Here is a 19,764-nt window from a genome sequence, read left to right on the forward strand (position 1 = left end):
AATTTTCGAGCCTCTCCTTTTCTGCATCGCCTACCATGGCAGTCGTGCACCGGGAAATCTGGTGGAGCATAGCGGATTCGAACCGCTGACCTTCTCATTGCGAACGAGACGCTCTACCAACTGAGCTAATGCCCCCTAGGAATCACCTCCGTAGGAGGCGGGTGGAAGGCAAGAATATCGTCGGGGGACGGCTTGTCATCCGATTTTCCAACGAAATTCGCAGCCTGAACCGGTTTCATCCTCCCGGCCACTCTGTCCCCCACCTCCTGAAAGGTAACGGCACGGGCCCTCGCGTGCGCCCCCTCCCCCGTGGCATCAGCATTCCAGTGCTCTGCGACCGAGGCATTGCCATCGGCCTTCCACGCTTCCCTTCGACGGGCAAGACCAGTGTCCGGAGTGAGAGTCTCTCGGACCCTTTGGCGATGCAAGCGGCCCTGCTCCGCAAACAATTCCTCGCAGTGAGCTGCCAGGTCCATGAGAGAGAAAGGCCGGGACCCAATCACGGCGCCGTAAGTCCGTAGGAACCCGGCGGTTCTCTGAGATTATAAGTTGAAAACAGGGAGGGGGGAATCTATGTCGTGCGTCCGCCAGACCTCACTATGAGGGTTCGATTTCACAGCCTCATATCTACCTGTATCCTTTCCCTGGCGCTTTCGCCCTTCCTAACCATGTCATCGTGGGCGGCGGCAGGGAAGGTTTCGTACAATTTTGAGGTGCGCCCCATCCTGGCATCGAAGTGCTTTTCCTGTCACGGGAGCGATCCCAAAAATCGAAAGGGAGACTTGCGGCTGGATACGTTCGCGGATGCCACGGCCAAGGCCATCAAGCCAGGCAACCCGGCGGAAAGCGACCTGATGCAGCGCGTGCTGAGCGCCGATCCTGATGATGCGATGCCGCCGCCTGAGAAGCACCAGAGCCTGACGTCCGCACAGAAGGAGGTGCTCAGGCGTTGGATCGCAGAGGGCGCCGAGTATGAAGCGCACTGGGCTTTCGTCCCTCCGGCCAAACCTACAGCAAAGAGCATCGACGAAATTGTTCAGGCCAACTTAAAGGCCAAGAGCTGGCCGGCAGCCCCTGCGGCGGAGAAGCATGAGTGGCTCCGGCGAGTCACCCTGGGCCTGACCGGGATGGTGCCAACACTGCAGGAGATGGATGCGTTCCTGGCTGACGAAGGCCCCGGTGCCAGAGAAGCTGTCGTGGATCGCCTGTTGTCCCGACCCGCGTATGGTGAACGGATGGCTGCGGTGTGGCTGGATGCCGCACGCTATGCGGACACCTTTGGCCGCCACGAGGACATGGAAAACTACATGTGGCCATGGCGTGACTGGGTCATCAGGGCGTTCAACGACAACATGCCCTATGACCAATTCCTACTCTGGCAGATGGCCGGTGATTTATTGCCCCAGGCCACCAACGAGCAGCGGATTGCCACCGGCTTTCATCGTCTGGCGATGATGACCAATGAGGCAGGCAGCAACCCCGAGGAGAACCGGTGGATGCAAATCTTCGATCGCGTCCAGACGACTTCCACCGCCATCCTTGGGCTCACCCTTGAGTGTGCGCAATGCCACGATCACAAGTATGACCCCTTTTCCATCAAGGACTACTACCAGATGGCGGCGTACTTTGACAAAGGGGACGAGTTTGGTTTGTTCGCACGCCATTGCAACGGGACGCCAACGCCCTGCACCTATGCCTACAAGCCGGGGCAGGAGGCAGAGCAGACGAGGTTAATGCAGGCGATCACGACTGCGGAATCCAACCTTCAAAAGGTACGCGAGGAAGCGCGCAGCCGTTTCGTGGAGTGGTGCCGGCATTCAGCCCCACCGCTGCGGGCCGGTGGCATGTGGTCTGTGATCAGCGCGACGGGTCAGTCCGGGCGCACTCCCTCGGTCATGCCCGAGCCGGAGTTGTCGATCAGCTTTGACGCCGTGGATGAGAAGGAGCGCGACTACCACATTTCGCTCGCACCCGCAGTGCGCACCGTCACCCCGGCCACTGGTGTCACCCTGAAAGGCGTGGTTGGCCGGGCTTGCGAGTTTCCAAAACCGTACGGTGGCACGTGCACCTTTCCAGAAGATGTCTGCCACTATCGGAAGTATACGCCCTTCAGCTTTGCTTTTTGGCTCACCGTGCCAGAGACCCCTCAGTGGGCTCCCGTGTTGCATCGCAGTCGTGGGGGGCTGGATGCCGCCTACCGGGGATACGACGTAATGTTCTCCGACGGCAAGCTTACCGCGACACTGGCCCATTTTTATCCAGGTGATGCCATTCGCATCCAGGCCGTTGAAGAGATCGACTTCACCACCTGGCGCCATGTGGCCCTCACCTATGATGGCTCCAGCCGCGCGGAGGGGCTGCGGTTGTATGTGAATGGCAAGCCGATCGCGACGAAAGTGGTGCGCGACAGCCTGCGCCGCGATATCGACTACCTCGCGGAGTGGAGTGATCTCAACAACAACCAGGTGGCAGACGGAAGTGAAGAGCCACCCCGGCTGACCTTGGGAGCTCGTGGCAATGACACTGCTCTCATGGGCGCTGCCGTGGACGAACTTCGGGCTTACAATCGCACACTCAGCCCGGTGGAAATCACCTTGCTAAGTGGCAATGCCGTGCCCGAGAACGATGAGCCATGGTTCGACTGGTATGTCCGGGAAGTCGATGCCGAGGGCGTGAAGGCCCACGCGACACTGAACGAGGCGAGAAAGACCGAAACGCTCTTCAATGTCGGCCTGAGAGATGTCATGGTCATGGAGGACTCACCGTGGACCGCGAGAGTCACCCCGATCTTGACCCGCGGTGATTTCAGGACACCCCGTGAAACGGTGGAGCCGGGAACGCCGGCCACGCTCAATCCAATGCCTGAAGGCGCGCCGAAGAACCGCCTGGGATTGGCTCAGTGGATGCTGGACGAAAAGAACCCACTGACAGCACGTGTGCAGGTGAATCGTATCTGGACCATGCTCTTCGGTCGGGGACTGGTGGCGACGCCCCAGGATTTCGGCGTGCAAGGACAGGTCCCTGCCCTCCCCGAGTTGCTGGACTACCTCGCCGTGCGGCTCGTGGAGCAGCACTGGGACATGAAAGCACTCTGCCGTGAGATTGTGCTCTCCTCCACCTATGGCCAAAGCAGCCTGCCCGCCGATAAGGGGCAACTTGAGGCTGACCCTGCCAATGATCTGCTGGCACGGGGACCGCGCAATCGGCTCAGTGCCGAGCAGCTCAGGGACACCGTGCTGGCGGCGAGCGGACTCCTCAATCCCCAAGTTGGTGGCCCCAGCGTCAAACCCTACCAGCCGGACAGACTCTGGGAGGACAGCGCCACGCAGCACGAGTATGTGCAGGACAAGGGGGCCGACTTGTATCGCAGGAGTTTGTACACCTTCTGGCGCCGCACCTGCCCTCCCCCGGCGATGACTGTGTTCGATGCGCCCAGTCGTGAGTTTTGTCTGGTAAATCGCGTCCCCACCACGACGCCTCTGCAAGTGCTGACGATCTGGAATGATACTGGCTACCTCGAGGCAGCACGAGTGATGGCAGAGCACCTGGTTCAGCAGTACCCGTCCAGCAAGGACGACCCCCAACGTGTCATCATGGCCTTCCGCTTGCTGACAGGAAAGCACCCCACCGCCGGCCAGACCAGCGCCATGAGCGCACTCATCAAGGCCGGCCGGGAGGAATTCGCAGCCAACAATGCCGACGCCGAGACGCTGCTGGCCAGTACGGGGGAATCTGCACGGGTGGCAGGTTTGTCGAATTCGGAAGTGGCCGCCACGCTGATGATGGTGCGGGCACTCTTCAACGCGGAGGCCTTTTTGGTTTGCTACTGACACCCGGAATTTCCCTGACATGTCCAGTCTGATGCAACATCTGTTTCCATGCCGGCAAGTTGCCGACCACAGCGGCTACACCCGCCGTGAGTGGCTCAGCCGAATGGGATATGGCACAGGCGCCGCAGCCCTTGCGGCCTTGCTCGGCGACGGGAAATCTCATGCCGCGCCCGCACTGGCCGACGGCACAACGCTGCCTCACTTCGCTCCCAAGGCGAAGCGGGTGATCTGTCTTTTCATGAGCGGTGGGGCTTCTCACCTGGAGTCCTTCGATAACAAGCCCCTGCTTCGCGAACGTCATGGGAAGCCTCTTCCTCCGTCCGTGTTTAAAGGCCGGTTGCCGCTGGGGATGTCGCAGTATCAGAGCGAGTTTCTTCTTCAGGGTTCCAAATTTCCCTTCCAGCAGCACGGCCAGGGCGGAGCGTGGATCAGCGATCGATTCCCCTATCTCGCGGAGCAGGCGGACAAGCTGTGCTTCATCAAGAGCATGGTATCCGAAGCTGTGAATCACGATCCGGCGATCATGTTCGTGAACAGCGGGCACCAACTGGCGGGACGACCCACCATGGGATCATGGCTCAGCTATGGCCTCGGCTCGGAGAATGAGAACCTCCCTGCCTACATCGTGATGGTCACGAAGCGGAACACGGATCAGCCCTTGTCCACGCGGCTGTGGGACAGCGGTTTCCTGCCGAGCCAGCATCAAGGAGTGACCTTCAGGCCCGGGACTGAGCCGGTGCTGTTTCTGCACAATCCCAAAGGTCTGAGCGATTCGCTCCATCGAAAAATGGTGGAGCAAGTGGTGGAAGTGCAGCAGGAGGAACTGCGCCTGCGAGGAGAAGCGGAAATTACGGCGCGGATCAAGCAGATGGAAATGGCATTCCGCATGCAGACGGCAGTGCCTGAGGTGACTGATGTCTCGCAGGAGCCGAAGTCTGTCATCGAGCGCTACGGCAAGGGCGTCTCGAAACCCGGCAGCTTCGCGCGCAACTGTCTCATCGCACGCAAGCTCTGTGAGAAGGGCGTCCGTTTCATCCAGTTGTTCCATCCTGGCTGGGACCAGCATGCCGCCCTGGACACCCGGTTTGAAAAGGGAGCCAAGGATGTGGATCAACCCGCAGCCGCTCTGCTCGTGGATCTGGAGGAACGAGGCCTGCTGCAGGAGACGCTCGTGATGTTTGTCACGGAGTTCGGGCGCACGCCCTACTCCCAAGGCCCTGTTTCAAATGGCACGAGCGGAGGATATGGTCGCGAGCACCATCGTGACGCATTCTCATTCTGGGTTGCGGGCGGTGGCGTGAAAGGTGGCACCACCTACGGCGAGACCGACGAGTTTGGATTCGATGTGATCAAAGACAAAGTCACTGTGAATGATTTCCACGCCACCATGCTTCACTTGCTCGGCATCGATCACGAGCGCTTCACCTACCGTTTCCAGGGGCGGGACTACCGCCTGACGAATGTCGCGGGCACTGTGGTGAAACCCATCCTGGCATGATTATTTCCAGATGGTGAGCAGGAAATTCATTCGTGGGGCGCTGGTCCTTTTGATCCTCTCCGTTGCCGTGACGGCCACCGTCATGTACCGGATCGAACGCCATAAACAGAAGGCGGCCGCCGAGCAGGCCCGGAGAAGCAGCAGCAGCAAAGCCAAACACATGCCGGCGGAGGAAGTTCCCGACGAACCTGCGCCTCCACCCCCGAAGCCGCCCAAGGTCACCGTCCTGGGTCCTGCGGCCAAAGAACACCTGGCGGAAAAATCCTTCATCTCCTCGCTGAGAGCCGCGTTCCTGTGGAGAAGCAGCCAGCCAAAAAGTCCTGAAACGGATCGGGTGTTCTTGGAGAAGCTCTCCGCCATTACCGTTGACGATCTACCCCCTGAGCGCAAGAGCGCCTGGCTTTCACTCCTCGATGCCTGGAAAGCACTTGGGAATCCTGCCAAGGCGGAGGACCCACAAATCAAGGAACAGGGCCGACGAGCCGCCGAGTCACTCAATCTCATGTTCAAGGCCCACGGCGACCTGGACCTTGTCTTCTGAGAGTTTCAAAGAGGCATAACCTCTTTCCTTGAAAGGTGCCTGCATGGGCGCACAGCGCACGGTGGAAGCGAATCTGGATCAAGCGTCCTCCCTCCACCTTTGTCTCGCCATGCCCTCCAACCAATCCGGCACGCATTTCCCTTCCGACCCGCTGCGTGGTCGCGTGGCACTGGTCACGGGCGCAGGCTCCGGCATCGGCGAAGCTGCCTCAGTGATGCTCGCGGCGGCCGGAGCACGCGTGGCCCTTGTCGGGAGGACGGAGAGTGAACTGAAGGAAACTCAGGACACCATCCGCAATCTGGGCGGCGAGGCGGAATGTTTCGTGGCAGATGTATCCAGTGAGGCAGACGTGTCCGGCGTGATGTATCGACTGCAGGAAAAGTGGCAGCGGCTGGACATCGTCTTTGCCAATGCAGGCATCAACGGCGTGTGGGCCCCCATCGAGCAAATTAAGGAGGTGGAATGGGAGGACACCGTCTCCATCAACCTGAAGGGGACCTACCTCACCCTGAAGCACGCCGCACCGTTGCTGAAGGCGCAAGGGGGCTCAGTGATCATCAACTCCTCCATCAACGGCACACGCATCTTCAGCAACCTCGGCGCCACGGCCTACTCCTGTACCAAGGCGGCGCAGGTAGCTTTGACGAAGATGCTGGCACTCGAGTGGGCGGAACATCACATCCGCGTGAATGCGGTCTGCCCGGGTGCCATCACCACCAGCATCAATGACTCCACTGAGAAACGTGGACTCGAACCGGAGAAACTTCCGGACTGGGCCGGGCACAGCACCGTACCCCTCACCCACGGCAGATCCGGCACCGCAGAGCAGGTGGCATCCGTGGTGTTGTTTCTCGCCAGTGATGCCTCCTCTCATGTGACAGGCACGGAGATCTATGTGGACGGCGGGCAGTCGCTCCTCGGTTGATAGTAGTCCGCCGAGACTTGGCGGTCAGCGGCGATAACACCCTCAAATGCAAAATGAGAAATAAAAAATGAAAAGTGCATGATGGCTCCGCACCTCAATCACTTTTCATTTTGCATCTTTCATTTCTCATTTTGCATTCCTCTAAACGCCCCACCAAGCCTCGATGGGCTATTTCCTTTTCCACCGTCTACTTTCTCGCCGCACGTCCTGACTCCACGATCAATTCCTCTGCCTTCTTGATGCGTGGACCATACACGGTGTGCACCTCGTACTCTGACCATGAATGCTCCAACCGCTCGTTCCAGGTATCGCTGCCAAACGTTCCCGGAAGGTTGAACCTCTGTGGAATGCCCAGCAGATCGCTCGACATCAGTCCCGCCAGCACACAGGGCGTGGCAAAGAGAGACCGCTGCAAATCGCCCAGCAACTCAGCATTCAGCTCCGCTGGCGCATCTCCCTGCCAGCGCGCAAACTTCAACAGCTCGGCCAGGTCCTTCGCTTCCGTGGAACCAGCATCGTCTGCAACCATCTTCACGAGCCTGCTGTACTGCGCGGCCAGTGGCGCATGGTCATGATTGGCATAGGACACAAGGCTGAGCTGGCGATACGTGTCCACAGGCATCAAGGCTCTATTCTCGTTCCGTTCCAGTAGAGGAAAGGTAAGGTTCGCTACTCCGAGATCGTCGATGGCCTTGCGCATGTAGTCCGGCATCGCGCCCATGATCTCCGCATACAGCCCCATGTCTCCCGCTGCCTCTTGCATCACAGAGATAATCTCACGTCCCTGCAGATCATTCATGGCTGCGGTGGTGGGTTCCTCATCCGGTCCCGGAAGGAATCGAGGAGAGAGCCCACCCGTCTGATCCAGAATCTCCGCATCCGTAAGCTTCGCGAACTCCGAGTGTTTCGCACCACCGGGCCACGGGAACATGTAAGCCCGGAAGTAGCCGCGAAGATGATCGAGCCTGCAGAAGTGGAAGAACTGCCGCTCACTCTCAATGCGGCCCCGCAACCAGGCAAAGCCCCGCGAGCGATGATTCTCCCAGCGATACGGAGGCAGGCCCCAGTTCTGCCCGAGGCGTTCGGAGTCCTTGTTGGTGTCGAAGTACACGACAGGACGCGTGCCCATGCTCCAGTTCACATCAAAGAGATCCGGATTCGCCCACACATCCGAGCTGGATTTGGAGACGCCAAAGGACATCTCCCCCAGCAGCTTCACGCCTTGCAGGTCTGCGAAGGCCTTCACCTCACTCCACTGCCGCCATGCCACCCACTGGATGAAGGCAAAGCCACGCCGCCGATCCTCCAGGCGCTCACGTTCTGAATGTGCCGCGATCCAGGTCTCTGCCGTAGCCGGTGTCCAGTGCTCCGGCCGCCAGTCGTGCCAGTGGGTGTTTCCATGATTTTCCTCGATAAGCACTCGAAACAACGTGTGCGCCGGCAGCCATGAGACGTTTTGCTCTTCGAAGGTCGCAAACTCACCTGCGAGCGCATGCGCCTCATCTCCGTGAGAGAAGGCCTGCCACGCGGCGAAGAGACATTCCAGCTTCATGGCCAGCACGGCACCGTGCTTTACCGTCCCGGCACGCAATTGCGAGAGCCAGGACTCCGGGGCCTTCTCCGCTAGAATGGCAGCCGTCAGGCCGGGCACCGCTTCTTCGGAGAGTGTGAGCAGGGCCGGTGACAGGGCACGCGAACTGATCGGATTATAGGGACTGTGATCTCCCACCGTTTCGTGGATGGGCAGGATCTGCAGCACGGCAAATTGATGCGCTGCGCAGAAGGAGATGGCCTCCTTCACTGCAGCAGTGTCGCCAATGCCATGATCTCCGTGACGGCGCATGGCAAACACGGGAAGTAGCAACGCGGCAAGACGAGAATTGGGGTCGACACGAGACATGACAGGAATAAGGATTGCGAATGGGTATCGAAACTCCCAAGCGCCTTGCATGGGTGTCGTGGGATCACCGTTCTGCTTCGCAGGACGCATCCCTCCTTTGCCTATCAATTACCTTCAAGACATCAGCCGCCCGCTTATCATCCTCATCCCTCCATGAAACTCACCGCCATTCTCTCCATCCTCAGTGCTTTTATAGTATCCACCTCCGCCATCGCCGCTGAATTTCCCTGGGCTGGTGTGGGAACCGCACAGGTCGAAGTACCCGAGGGATGGACTGCTGAAACCGGCAATGGCAAGCCCGTTGGTATCTACATCAAGGCCACAGCACCCAACGGCACAAAGGCGGTACTTCAGATCTCCTTGATGGAACTACCACGCCCGATCCCCGACAAGGCTGCACTTGAACAGATCGTCAATGCAGGTTCAGCACAGGTCCTGCCCAGTTCCGTGGAGGGCAAAGCAGACATCAAGCTTTTGGAGATCGATGGCGGCTTTGGCATGTATGTCCAATTCACCGACAAGAGTCTCGTTGGCAAGGAAGTGCCTGCCGCAGAATCTCGCGTCATGCGGACGGCTTACCTCAGTCTCGAACCCAAATTTCTCGTGGTAGCCACTATTCTCTTTGATGACCCCACGCAGGCTGAAGTGGAGCAAATGATGAAGGCGGTGAAATCGATCAAGATCAAGACGACTCCCTAGCAGGACTCGCTGATCTCACTGTCTACTCCATACCAGCGGCACCCGACTCGTGCCGCTGGTGAATGCGTCCCCAGAGTCCAGTGAAGTGTGATTCGGCAGCGGCTCGCAACTCGGGTATGCTTTTGCCTTCAGGCAGGTGGTACTCCACAGAGGGTTCGCCAGTCAGTCCTTCCAGCAGCACAATCACCGCCTCCACACTTTCATATACGAAATCATCCTTCTCCTTTTCCGGCAGGGCAAACATGGCCAGATTGATGAGCCAGGTGCCATCCCGGCGGAGGTAGTAACGATCCACTTCAAAGGTCATCGTGTTAGGAGGATACCCCTCCTGGCGGATGACATAGGGGCCGCGGCCATCCGAGTCATACCCGAGATTGATCAGCTCGCAGCGTGTGTAGTCATTGGCTAGCGCAGACATGGCTGGAACGTGGGCTAAGGGTTATCGGTAACGTTGGCGGAATGCACGCACACCGTATGCCACCGCTATCATCGGAGGTCAGTGTATCACGAAATCCGGGGGTACGGCAGCAAAATATTTAGCCAACCTGGCACCTGACCCGTGCATGGATTGCGAACATTGAAGCACAGAGTCAGCAGATCTTGCGTGCCCGACGTATGCTGCTTTGATACCATTGCTTCCGACCATGGCTGTAGAGTTCAAGGATTACTACACAACGCTGGGTGTGCCTCGCGATGCGAGCGAGGCAGACATCAAGAAGGCCTTCCGCAAGCTGGCCCGCGAGCACCACCCCGACGTCGCCAAGGACAAGAAGGGTGCCGAGGAGAAGTTCAAGGAGATCAACGAGGCCTACGAGGTGCTGGGCGATCCCGAAAAACGGAAGAAGTACGATACCCTGGGGCCAAACTGGAACCAGGAATGCGGATTCCAACCGCCCCCGGAATGGGCCGGGGCAGGCGGCGGCCGGCGCGGGGCACGTAGCACCGGTGGCGGTCCCGAGGCGCGCGAGTTCCACTTCGGCGGCACGGGCTTCAGTGATTTCTTCGAGCAGTTCTTCGGCGGCGGCGCGAGTGCGGGCGGTGGTGTCTACGGCTTCGGCGGCAACACGGAGGATGATGAAGGCTTTTTCCACGCTGCCGCAAACCAACCGCACCGTGGTCGCGATGTGGAGGGGGACATTCTGGTCACCCTGCAAGAGGCCATGGAGGGCACCATGCGGCCCATCTCGCTGCAGACAGTGGACCCGGCGACGGGCAAGCAGGAGACCCATGAGTTCACTGTGCGCATCCCCGCCGGAGCGAGTGACGGACGGCGCATCCGCGTTCCCGGCAAAGGCGGCCCCGGCTTCAACGGAGGCGACCCCGGAGATCTCTTCCTGCGCGTGCGCCTCGCGGCCCATCCCGAGTTCCGCGCGAAGGAGTCCGATCTGTACCACGATCTGGATCTCGCCCCGTGGGAAGCGGTACTCGGCGGTGAAGTGGAGGTCCCCAGTCTGGATGGCAATAAGCTCAAGATGCGCATCCCCGCCGGCACGCAGAATGGCCAGCAACTCCGCCTGCGAGGTCGCGGGCTGCCCAAAGGACGCACCGGCGAGCGCGGCGACCTGTACGTGGTGGTGAATGTGCAACTCCCCACTTCCCTGACTGAAGAAGAACGCACCCACTGGGAAGCCCTGGCAAAGACATCAAACTTCCGACCGAGGTGAGTAGAAACCAAGCACTGCGAACCGAGAACCTTTCAACCGAGTCCCGCCATGTCTGACTTCACCGAAGCACACACTCCCTCGGCCCATGGGTACTACGCCATCGAGGCTGTGGCAGAGATCACCGGCACGCCGAGGCACCTGATCGCGGTGTATTGCCGGCATGGCATGATTGCAACCATCGGCCACCCCGAGGAGGAAGGCTGGACCTTCGACGACAACGCCATCCTCCGGCTCCGCCACATCGAGCAACTACGGGCTCAATACGGCGTGAATCTCGCCGGCCTGCGTGCGATGACAGCGATGATGAATGAACTGGAGGAACTGAGGCGGGAGATCCGCTTTCTGAGGGGGCGCTAACGGCGGCATTTAATCTCCGTCTACAAAAAATACCCAGCGCAACTCCAGCTAAGCCGGGGGCTTGGATTTCTGGCTCAACGCGTGCTACCTGCGCAACATTTGCCTCGCTGGGCCCGTAGTAGTTTTACCCCCGAAAAATGCCGTCTTTCATCATCCCAAAAGAGCCCGTTTCCCGCCGTCGTGTCTTGCGTGGCTTGGGCGCGACGATCGCGCTGCCGTTCCTGAACGCCATGTGCCCCAGCACCGTGCGGGCTGCCTCCTCGGCGAAGGCTCCTGTGCGCATGGCCTTCATCTTCATGCCCAACGGCGTGCGCCAGGACCGCTGGACGCCCGAGGGCACGGGCGCCGACTACAAGCTCTCCCCCATCCTGCAGCCGCTGGAGCGTCATCGTGGACAAATGAACGTGCTCACGGAGCTGGGCCACATGAACTGCCGCGAGGGCGACGGCCACTACGCGAAGACCGCGAACTGGCTCACTGGCACGAAGATTGCCAAAACCACGGGCAAGGACCTGCGCTGCGGCGTGAGCATCGACCAGTACTACGCGCAGCAAGTGGGTCACGCGACCCGCTTTGGCTCGCTGGAGCTGGGCACTGAGCCGATTCACACCGGCGTGGATTTCAATGTGAACTACACGCAGCTCTACGGTTCACACATCTCCTGGCGCACCCCCACTTCTCCCCTGCCCCCGGAGATCAATCCGCGCTTCGTCTTTGATCGCCTCTTCCGCGAGAATGCCGAGCAGCGCCGTGCCTCCGCCATGGAGAACAAGAGCGTGCTGGACCTCGTGCTGGCCGATGCGAAAGCTCTCCGCTCCACCGTGGGCCAGGAAGACCAGCAGAAGCTGGATGAATACCTCGACAGCATCCGCAGCGTGGAGCGCCGCATTGAGGCGGACATCGCGCGTGTGGCCACTGGCGAGAATCTCGACCCTGCCGTGAAGGCGGAGATCACAGGCCTGGATGAGCGCATTTCGAAAGCGATGAACGCTGTTAAGGCCGACCCCGGCGGTCGCCTGCGACTGGATCACACCGAGCACTCACGCTTGATGATGGACCTCATCACGCTCTCCTTCTGGAGCGACAGCACCCGCGCTGCGAGTTTCATGTTTGGTTGGGCAGTAAGTGGAAAGAATTTCTCCTTCCTGCCTGATGTGAAGCTGGGTCACCACGAAAGCTCCCACCACGAGAGCAAGGAAGAGAAGCTCGCGCAGTACGAGAAGATCAACATCTGGCACTCCGAGCAGTTCGCCTACATGCTGGACCGTATGAAGTCCATCAAGGAAGGCGAAGGCACCCTGCTGGACAACAGCCTCGTGATGTTTGGCTCCAGCCTTCGGGATGGAAACAGCCACAATCCGAAGAACCTCCCCATCCTCCTCGCCGGCAACGGCGGCGGCATCAAGACCGGCCAGCACCACGTGTACGGAAAAGATACGCCCCTGTGCAATCTCTTCCTCTCCATGCTCCAGGCTGGCGGCGTGAAGGCGGACCGCTTCGGCGACAGCACGGGTACACTACAGGGGCTGGTGTGATCGGAGTGTTCAGTATCCAGTGGACAGTAACTCGTAGGAGCTGCATCGACGTTTTTTCATCCTTTTCTGACCTTGTGATTGGAGCTTGTGGAATAGGCTGACAGATGTGTGCCTTCGGCTTGTCACTTAACTGCATACCCGAAGTTGCTGCCTGAAGGGCAGCAGGAGCCCAGCCCAGAGTTAGGGAGCCTTAGCGACCGACACTCTGGGTAGAGTGTGAAATCGATACCACCCTGAAAGGGTGGAGGAACGGGTTCCATCGCTTCAGACGGCAATCTGGATGGACCGCTCTCCTCCGCCCTTTCAGGGCGGTCATTGTCTTTGCTCCACACCCAAGGTGTCGGTCGCTAAAGCTCCCTAACCTTGGGCTGGGCTCCTGCACTCTTTCAGGGTGCAATTCAGGGCTACTCATGACGCTATTGCAGCGAATGCATGAAACAACCGTCAAGGATACTGATTGCTATTCCCTGAACTCACTTCGCCATCCGGAACGGATAGCTCTGCACCACGCCAATGATCAGCGCCTCGCTGCGATAGTCGTTTTTCTTCAGCGTCTCTTCGAGACGCAGCAGCGTGGGTTGGTCCACCGTTTCGAGACCACGACCTAGAGCGTAGCCGAGGAGGCGCGAGCACAGGGTGCGGGAGAATTTGTCCTTCTCCTGCATCAGCACCTTGCGGAGTTCGGCGGGATTCGCAAAGGCGCGTCCATCGGGCATCACGCCGCCCACGTCGAGTGCCTTGCCGTTTTCATTGTCGCGCCACTGGCCCACGGCATTGAAGTTCTCCAAACCGAAGCCGATAGGGTCCATGCGTACGTGACAACCGATGCACGCTGCCTTGTCGCGATGCGCCTCCAATCGTTTGCGCAGGGTGACTTCCCCTTTCAAGTCACGATCATCTTCAGGAAGCTGGCCCACATTCGGCGGCGGTGGCGGTGGTGGCGAGCCAAGCAACTGCTCCAGCACCCACTTCCCACGCAGCACCGGGCTGGTGCGCTGCGGATAGGCCGTGGCGGAAAGGATGGCACCCATACCCACGAGACCACCGCGCTTGCCATCGGTGAATTTCACCTGCCGCATCTCCGGTCCCTTCACATCCGGCACGCCGTAGTGGTTGGCGAGTGCTTCATTAAGATACGAGTAGTCGCTGTCGAGGAAGTCCAACACGCGGCCATTGTGGCGCAGGATGTTGTCCGCGAAGTTGAAAGCCTCGTCATACATGTTGCGCCGCATCTCGTCATTGAACTGCGGGAACTTGCGGCGGTCCGGATCCACCGTGTTGAAGAGCTCATCGAAGCGCAACCACTGCCCTGCAAAGGTCTTTGTAAAAGCGACCGCCCGCTTGTCCGCCAGCATGCGCTTCACTTGCGCGGCCAACACGGCATCGTCCTGCAGTTTCTTCTCGGAAGCGAGCTTCAGCAATTCATCATCCGGAATGGAAGACCACAGGAAGAAGGAAAGACGTGAAGCCATGCCATAGTGGTCCACTTGGTGAATCTCCCCGACTTTCGCAGGCTCCTGCTCGCGGATGAAGAGAAACTTCGGCGAAAGAATCACCGTCTTCACAGCCACCTTCAGGGCACCATCCCAGTTCGCCCCTCGCTTGAGCGCCGCGCTGAAGACTTGAATCACTTCCTTGAGCTCCTGCTCAGAGACAGGCCTGCGCCAGGCATGCTGCACCAGAGGACGAAGGATGAGCGCCGCTCCTTCCTCGGGTGGCAGCTTGTCACTGGTGCACGGGGCCATGAGACGTCCCCGCAGCGGATCCTTGCTCCACACTTCCTTCACCACGTCATCCGCCGTGGTGATGTACTTCTCGATGAGCAGCGGCGAAAGCGTGAGCGTATCTGCATTGTTAGAGAAGCCCTCACCACCCGCACCGTCGGCAGGAAACTTGTCGCCGGGCTTCGATTCAATGCCCAGCAAGTCCCGCAGCGCGTAGGTGTATTCATCACGCGTCAGCCGCCGCACTTTGCGCACACCGGGATCCGAGGGCGCCAGTGCGAGCGTGGCCATTTCATTCATGCCCACCCAGTCAAGGATGGCCTGCTTCCCCTGCGGCTCGAGCGGCGTCTTGTTCTTCGGCGGCATGGTGCCGGCCTTGAGTTGCTCGCGCACCTTGTCCCAGAGTCGGATGTCATTCCTGGCCGGATGGTTCGCATCCGTGAGCGCCTGGAGATCCACATCCCCCTTCTTCACCTCCCCGTCGTGACAATCGAAGCAACGCTGCTCCATCACCGGGATCACATTCTTCTGAAAAGCATCTGCCACCGCCGCGCGATCCTGTGCCTGCGTGCTGGAGAGAGTCAAGGTGACTACGGAGGCAACACTCAGGAAGAACGGAAAGGCGGCACGAGAGACAGGCATGAAGAGGGAGATGATGAGCAAAAGGACGGAGAAGATACGCGCCGAGAAGGCTTTGGCTATCCGCGTGTGACGTGATGAACAATTAGTTTCGAAGCGACTCTTTCACCAAAAGCACCGCCTTGATTTTCCGACGAGTTGCCGAAGGCCTTGGACTGCGCGCAGCCTGCTGCCGCTTTCCTAAAGTGCAGCCTGCTGCACGCCGTGCCGCGACGAAGTCGCCAAGCTTTTCTAGACACATCACCCTGCGAGCGGGTGCCACCATCACCTCAGCAGGCTGCCGCAGTCCAAGGCCTTCGGCAGGAGTCTCGAGACCTCCTCAATACACCGCATGCCGGTGGAAGAGCCAGCTCTCCAGTAGCAGGATGCCGAGGGCAAGCCAGAGCAGCTTCGTGCTCCAGTTCCCTCCCCCGGCCCACTTCACGCCATTGTCCTGGGCAGCGGCTGGTGCAGCGGCATCTGCCTTTGCCGAGGGCACATCCGTCTCCCGCGTGGAAAGCAGGAGGCTGGATTGGACGCGGCCCTTGCTGTCTTCAAAGAGGCCCACGTATCGCAAATCCATCCAGCCCGAATTCACTTCCTGGGAGACATCATGGATGGATACACCATCCCATACCCTCCAGCGCACCATGCCGGGCGCGACCTGAACCACCTCCCCTGGATGGTGCGGCTGCAGGGAAGCCAGCGCCTCCGCCTGCTCCGCGCACCAGTAGATCGCATTTCCCACAAGCAGGGGGAAGGCACTCAAAAGGGCAAGCTGCTCACTGCGGCTCGGCTGGAAGGCGGTGACCACTAGCCGCTGACCACCGGCCTCGCCAGCGGCCAGCACAGGCTCATTGCCCGCCATCCAGAGCGTCTCCAGCGTGTCGCTGACATTCAGCACCGTGGTTTGCGTCACCGCCGCGCGATTGCTGGTCACACGGAAGAGCACGGGATGCTCTGGCTGCACCGCGCGCACGGCATCATAGGGCACCGGGCGCTCCAGCTTCTTCGCGTGAATCGGCCCTTCGCTGCGCGGAGGGTTCAGCACGAGTGCGGGTCGGTCCGTGGGCCACGGAGTCGGCAGCCAGTTTTCGAAGACATACACATCCGGCTTCTCCTTCAGTGGCCAATCCTTCACGCCACCCTTCAGCACCTGGATGCGGTCTTCCGCCAGCAGCGAAGTGAGCGCGAGTTCCACAAACGGATCGGGCGCCTCCGCCAGCCAGGCCACCACGAGCGGCTTTGTTTCGGGAAGCGCCGCCAGCACCACATTGTCCCAGCCCAGGCTATCGTTCGCAGCACGCAGCTCCATTTCCAGGCGCTGCCCACGGCCACCTTCCACGGGGAGAATAATACGTGTGCTTTCACCCGGCTTCAGTTCAAACTCGCGCAGTCCACGTGGATTGCCATCCAGCCGCGCTTCGAGTGTGACATCCATCGGTGCCTTGTTCGCAGAAGAGGCTGACACCTCCACAAACACATCGAAGCGATTGCGCGCCAGCGGCGCCGGGCGAATCTGGAAACCAGTAATGCCGACATTCAGCGTTTCCTTCAGCGCCACATCAATGAACCGCTGACGGGGCTCGGCGGTAGTTGGCTTGCCCGCATCCGCGGAAGCAGCAGTGGCAGTACCAGCCGGTTCTTCTTTCGGCGTGAACGCGCGATCACTCGCATACCAAATCTCCGCCGGAGCATCCAGCGCAGCGAGCCTCCGGGCAACGACCAGCGCTTCCTCCGGACGATCCTCCTGGGGCACCACCTCGGCCTGATCAATCATGCGCAGGAGTTCGCGGCGGTTCGTGCTGCGCGACTGCATCACTTCTGCCTCGGAGCCATACACCACCAGCGAGGTTATGATATTTTCCGGCAACGCATTGAGGCGATCCCGCAGCACATCCTTCGCCGCATCCAGCCTGGTCTTTCCGTCTGCATCCTTCGCATCCATGGAGGCGGAGCAGTCCAGCAACACCACGAGGCTCTTCGGTGTGTCACCGCCCCCTTCACGGAATGGCCTCGCCAGTGCCAGCACCGCCAGCAGGATGACCAGCAGCGTGAGCAGCAGGGAAAAAACCTTCTTCAGCCGCCGCAGCCATGCCGACTCCTGATGCTCCCGCGCCAGCGTCCGGAAGAAAAGCAGCGTGGAGACCTGCACCCGCTTCGCCTTCCGTCGGAACAACCACAAGGCCACCGGGATGAGCCCGAGCCAGAGGAGATGCAGGTACTGGGAGTGGAGGAAGGTCAAAGGAGAATTGCTTCAGTAGAGTTAGCGTCAGGTCGCGGAGGTTCGTCAATGTTCAAGCTCAGATATACACAACAAGTCAGTCAAGTCGCCCGAACGCCCTGGTCCTGAATGCCACCGGCTGAGCTTCCGCCTCTCGATAGTCCCTGTACGCTTTCAACAGGAAATCATCCTTACAAGCAACAAGCTGGGCACTCCGGATGACATCGTGTGAATTGGGGTAAACCTTGAGCATGGATACGTCCTCCACGGTGTCTGGCGTGATAACAATGGAACTAGCACGGTTTCCACGCCTTACTGGATTCAGAGATGAGGCCAAGAGTGGTAGATGCTCCGTTTTTTGCGCGTAGTCCACCCGCATCACCAAATACAGGTCACCCTTTATTTGGCAATACTCGTAGTTTCCCGGCTCCTTCGCCAGCAGGGGGAAGAATGCAGGAGGATCCGAGTCACGCAAGACACCCGGAAAATGCTGCGCCAAAGCCGTCCTCATTGTGGGAAAAGCGATCCCGCTCAGAGCACTCTCCGCCTCCCCACGAGTAACTGGACCTCGCGGCTCCGCGATCCGAGCCCCACTCTGGCACGAAACAACCAGAGGCAGGACAGCCAGCAGAAGCAACCTCCCCAAAACCATCACTTCTTGCGCGTAGGCTTCCTTTTCGCCGCAGCTCCCATCTTCTCCGCCGCCAGTTCCGATTGCGTGGAGATGCCCAGGAAGCGGATCTCCTTCTTCAAGACAATCTGAGCACTCACGATCTTGTCCTCCGGCAGAGGGGTAACCTTCAGCCGCTTCACTCCATCCATGGTGATGACGAGCGGATCCAGCGCTGGGTCGGGTGCGGCGGGCGCTGTACCGTCAGTGACCACGCCTGCCAGGATTGATTGTGGGGCATCGGGTGTACGAGGGTTCATGAGGTCTGCCGCAGCGGAGACTCTGTCAGCGGCGCGAGCACGCTTATCCTCCACTACCACCGGCTTCTGCTGGTAGTCCACCTGCAGCATCAGACGGGCATCATCATTCAGCGTGTAGAATTCGTAGCTTTGGGGCTCAGAACTATGGTCAAAGGAAAACGCTGCAAACGCCTCACCCGTCTTCACCGGCACTTCCTTGGGGAACTTCTTCGCAAAATCCTTGCGCGTCGCAGGCAGCGGCACATCCACCACGGCCTGTCTCCATCCCTGGGTGGTCTCCGGCGGTGGCGGAGACTTCGCAAAAGGATTCGAGGCGCAAGACGCGAGAAGCAACACCGCAGGAACGGCCAGGAAATGTGGAAGAAGTGAGCGCATGAGGTGGTTGGGGGGATTTATTGAGGGATCGCCTAGGCGCTGGCCAGTGCGCTTCCGCGCGTGAGAAGCGTGAGAAAGCGATCCTCGAAGGGTTCATCACTCGCGCAGCGGAAGAAGTCAATCTGCCGGCTGGCACATGCGTTATTCAGGCTTTCGCTGAATGCATCAAACATTTCTGTGTAGAGCTTCACATCACGCCGCGTGATCCAGAAGCGGCGCTTCTCCCCGGTCTCCACATCGGCGAGCTCCACCTCGCCATCGAGATCCGGGCGCTGCTCCCACGGATGAATGACCTGCACGAAATGCGTCTCTCCCGGCCAGCCCGCGGCGCGGTTCACCGCCTCCACCGCCGTGCCCACTTCGCGACCAAAGAAGTCCGAGATCACAAAAATGATGCCATAACGCTGACGTGATGGCCGGAAGTCGCTGAAGCACTTCTCCAGATCCGTGAAGCCGCCGTACTGCCACTTGCCCACGGTCTGGATGAATTTCTCAATATTCCCCTGCCCCCGCAGCGGCGGCAGTTCTTGCTTCACCCCTTCATTCATCGAGTAGAGGCTCACGCGATGCTGACCGCTCAGGCCGAGATACGCCAGCGCCACAGCGAAGCGGAGTGCCTGGCGTTTCTTTTCCGGAAACGGAAGCGCCATGGAACCGCTGGTGTCCACCACGATGTGCACATGCAGTTCCTGCACCTCCTCGTACAGACGCACGAAAAGTTTCTCCAGTCGGGCATACAGTCTCCAGTCAATGGCGCGGAAGTCGTCATTGGCCGTGTAATGGCGATAGTCCTTGAACTCACGGGTAAATCCGGTGGCCGGCGTGCTCTGCATGCCGCGCTTCATGAGCGCCCGGCGTTTCCGCAGCCGCAGCGCGAGGGTGCGCAGGCGGTCGAGGAACGTAGCGTCAAAGAGGTCTTCGCGAGCGAGGGTTTCAGGCATGGG

Annotated in this window: 14 protein-coding genes and 1 tRNA gene; 8 read left to right on the forward strand and 7 right to left on the reverse strand. The window is 59.8% G+C overall.

The window, feature by feature from the left end:
* Positions 1 to 59: 59 nt before the first annotated feature.
* Positions 60 to 135 (reverse strand) — tRNA-Ala (locus tag G5S37_RS17505).
* Between the two features lie 533 nt (positions 136 to 668).
* Between G5S37_RS17505 and G5S37_RS17510 the strand changes: the two genes are divergently transcribed.
* The 4 genes from G5S37_RS17510 to G5S37_RS17525 are packed head-to-tail and all read left to right on the forward strand — an operon-like array spanning position 669 to position 6,794.
* On the forward strand, positions 669 to 3,830 hold the full coding sequence (locus G5S37_RS17510; protein ID WP_165205750.1) for a DUF1553 domain-containing protein: 3,162 nt from the start codon (positions 669 to 671) through the stop codon (positions 3,828 to 3,830).
* Between the two features lie 31 nt (positions 3,831 to 3,861).
* On the forward strand, positions 3,862 to 5,328 hold the full coding sequence (locus G5S37_RS17515) for a DUF1501 domain-containing protein (RefSeq protein WP_165205751.1): 1,467 nt from the start codon (positions 3,862 to 3,864) through the stop codon (positions 5,326 to 5,328).
* Between the two features lie 10 nt (positions 5,329 to 5,338).
* Positions 5,339 to 5,869: a hypothetical protein gene (locus G5S37_RS17520; protein ID WP_206026039.1), complete on the forward strand. Its 531-nt coding sequence runs from the start codon at positions 5,339 to 5,341 to the stop codon at positions 5,867 to 5,869.
* Positions 5,870 to 5,912: 43 nt separating this feature from the next.
* Positions 5,913 to 6,794 carry an SDR family NAD(P)-dependent oxidoreductase gene (locus G5S37_RS17525; RefSeq protein WP_240914664.1) on the forward strand — a complete coding sequence of 294 codons (882 nt, stop codon included), beginning with the start codon at positions 5,913 to 5,915 and terminating at the stop codon, positions 6,792 to 6,794.
* 187 nt (positions 6,795 to 6,981) lie between these two features.
* Here G5S37_RS17525 and G5S37_RS17530 read toward each other — a convergent pair whose 3' ends face one another.
* Positions 6,982 to 8,694 (reverse strand): 4-alpha-glucanotransferase, encoded by a 1,713-nt coding sequence (locus G5S37_RS17530; protein ID WP_165205753.1) that lies wholly within the window; start codon positions 8,692 to 8,694, stop codon positions 6,982 to 6,984.
* 153 nt (positions 8,695 to 8,847) lie between these two features.
* On the opposite strand from G5S37_RS17530, the gene G5S37_RS17535 reads away from it, so the two are divergent.
* The gene (locus tag G5S37_RS17535) at positions 8,848 to 9,393 is read left to right on the forward strand and encodes a hypothetical protein (RefSeq protein WP_165205754.1); all 546 of its coding nucleotides are present in this window, start codon (positions 8,848 to 8,850) and stop codon (positions 9,391 to 9,393) included.
* 22 nt (positions 9,394 to 9,415) lie between these two features.
* Here G5S37_RS17535 and G5S37_RS17540 read toward each other — a convergent pair whose 3' ends face one another.
* The gene (locus G5S37_RS17540; protein ID WP_165205755.1) at positions 9,416 to 9,811 is read right to left on the reverse strand and encodes a hypothetical protein; all 396 of its coding nucleotides are present in this window, start codon (positions 9,809 to 9,811) and stop codon (positions 9,416 to 9,418) included.
* Between the two features lie 226 nt (positions 9,812 to 10,037).
* Here G5S37_RS17540 and G5S37_RS17545 point away from each other — a divergent pair, with 226 nt between their 5' ends.
* The 3 genes from G5S37_RS17545 (at position 10,038) to G5S37_RS17555 (ending at position 12,949) form a co-directional block, all read left to right on the forward strand.
* On the forward strand, positions 10,038 to 11,057 hold the full coding sequence (locus G5S37_RS17545; protein WP_165205756.1) for a J domain-containing protein: 1,020 nt from the start codon (positions 10,038 to 10,040) through the stop codon (positions 11,055 to 11,057).
* A 48-nt stretch (positions 11,058 to 11,105) separates the two neighbouring features.
* Positions 11,106 to 11,414 carry a chaperone modulator CbpM gene (locus tag G5S37_RS17550; RefSeq protein ID WP_165205757.1) on the forward strand — a complete coding sequence of 103 codons (309 nt, stop codon included), beginning with the start codon at positions 11,106 to 11,108 and terminating at the stop codon, positions 11,412 to 11,414.
* Positions 11,415 to 11,551: 137 nt separating this feature from the next.
* Entirely contained in the window at positions 11,552 to 12,949 is a 1,398-nt protein-coding gene (locus tag G5S37_RS17555; RefSeq protein ID WP_165205758.1) for a DUF1552 domain-containing protein, read from the forward strand.
* A 473-nt stretch (positions 12,950 to 13,422) separates the two neighbouring features.
* Here the strand turns inward: G5S37_RS17555 and G5S37_RS17560 are convergent, their stop codons facing one another.
* The 4 genes from G5S37_RS17560 to G5S37_RS17575 form a co-directional block, all read right to left on the reverse strand.
* Positions 13,423 to 15,315, reverse strand: coding sequence for a DUF1592 domain-containing protein (locus tag G5S37_RS17560; RefSeq protein ID WP_165205759.1), 1,893 nt, complete (start codon positions 15,313 to 15,315; stop codon positions 13,423 to 13,425).
* 316 nt (positions 15,316 to 15,631) lie between these two features.
* Complete coding sequence (locus G5S37_RS17565) at positions 15,632 to 17,536, reverse strand: BatA and WFA domain-containing protein (protein ID WP_165205760.1); 1,905 nt, start codon at positions 17,534 to 17,536, stop codon at positions 15,632 to 15,634.
* 630 nt (positions 17,537 to 18,166) lie between these two features.
* Positions 18,167 to 18,820, reverse strand: coding sequence for a hypothetical protein (locus tag G5S37_RS17570; RefSeq protein WP_165205761.1), 654 nt, complete (start codon positions 18,818 to 18,820; stop codon positions 18,167 to 18,169).
* A 32-nt stretch (positions 18,821 to 18,852) separates the two neighbouring features.
* Positions 18,853 to 19,761, reverse strand: a complete 909-nt coding sequence (locus G5S37_RS17575; RefSeq protein WP_165205762.1) for a DUF58 domain-containing protein — start codon at positions 19,759 to 19,761, stop codon at positions 18,853 to 18,855.
* Positions 19,762 to 19,764 lie beyond the last annotated feature (3 nt).

Origin of the sequence: Roseimicrobium sp. ORNL1 (genome assembly GCF_011044495.1) — a bacterium.
In the GTDB taxonomy this organism is placed as follows: domain Bacteria; phylum Verrucomicrobiota; class Verrucomicrobiia; order Verrucomicrobiales; family Verrucomicrobiaceae; genus Roseimicrobium.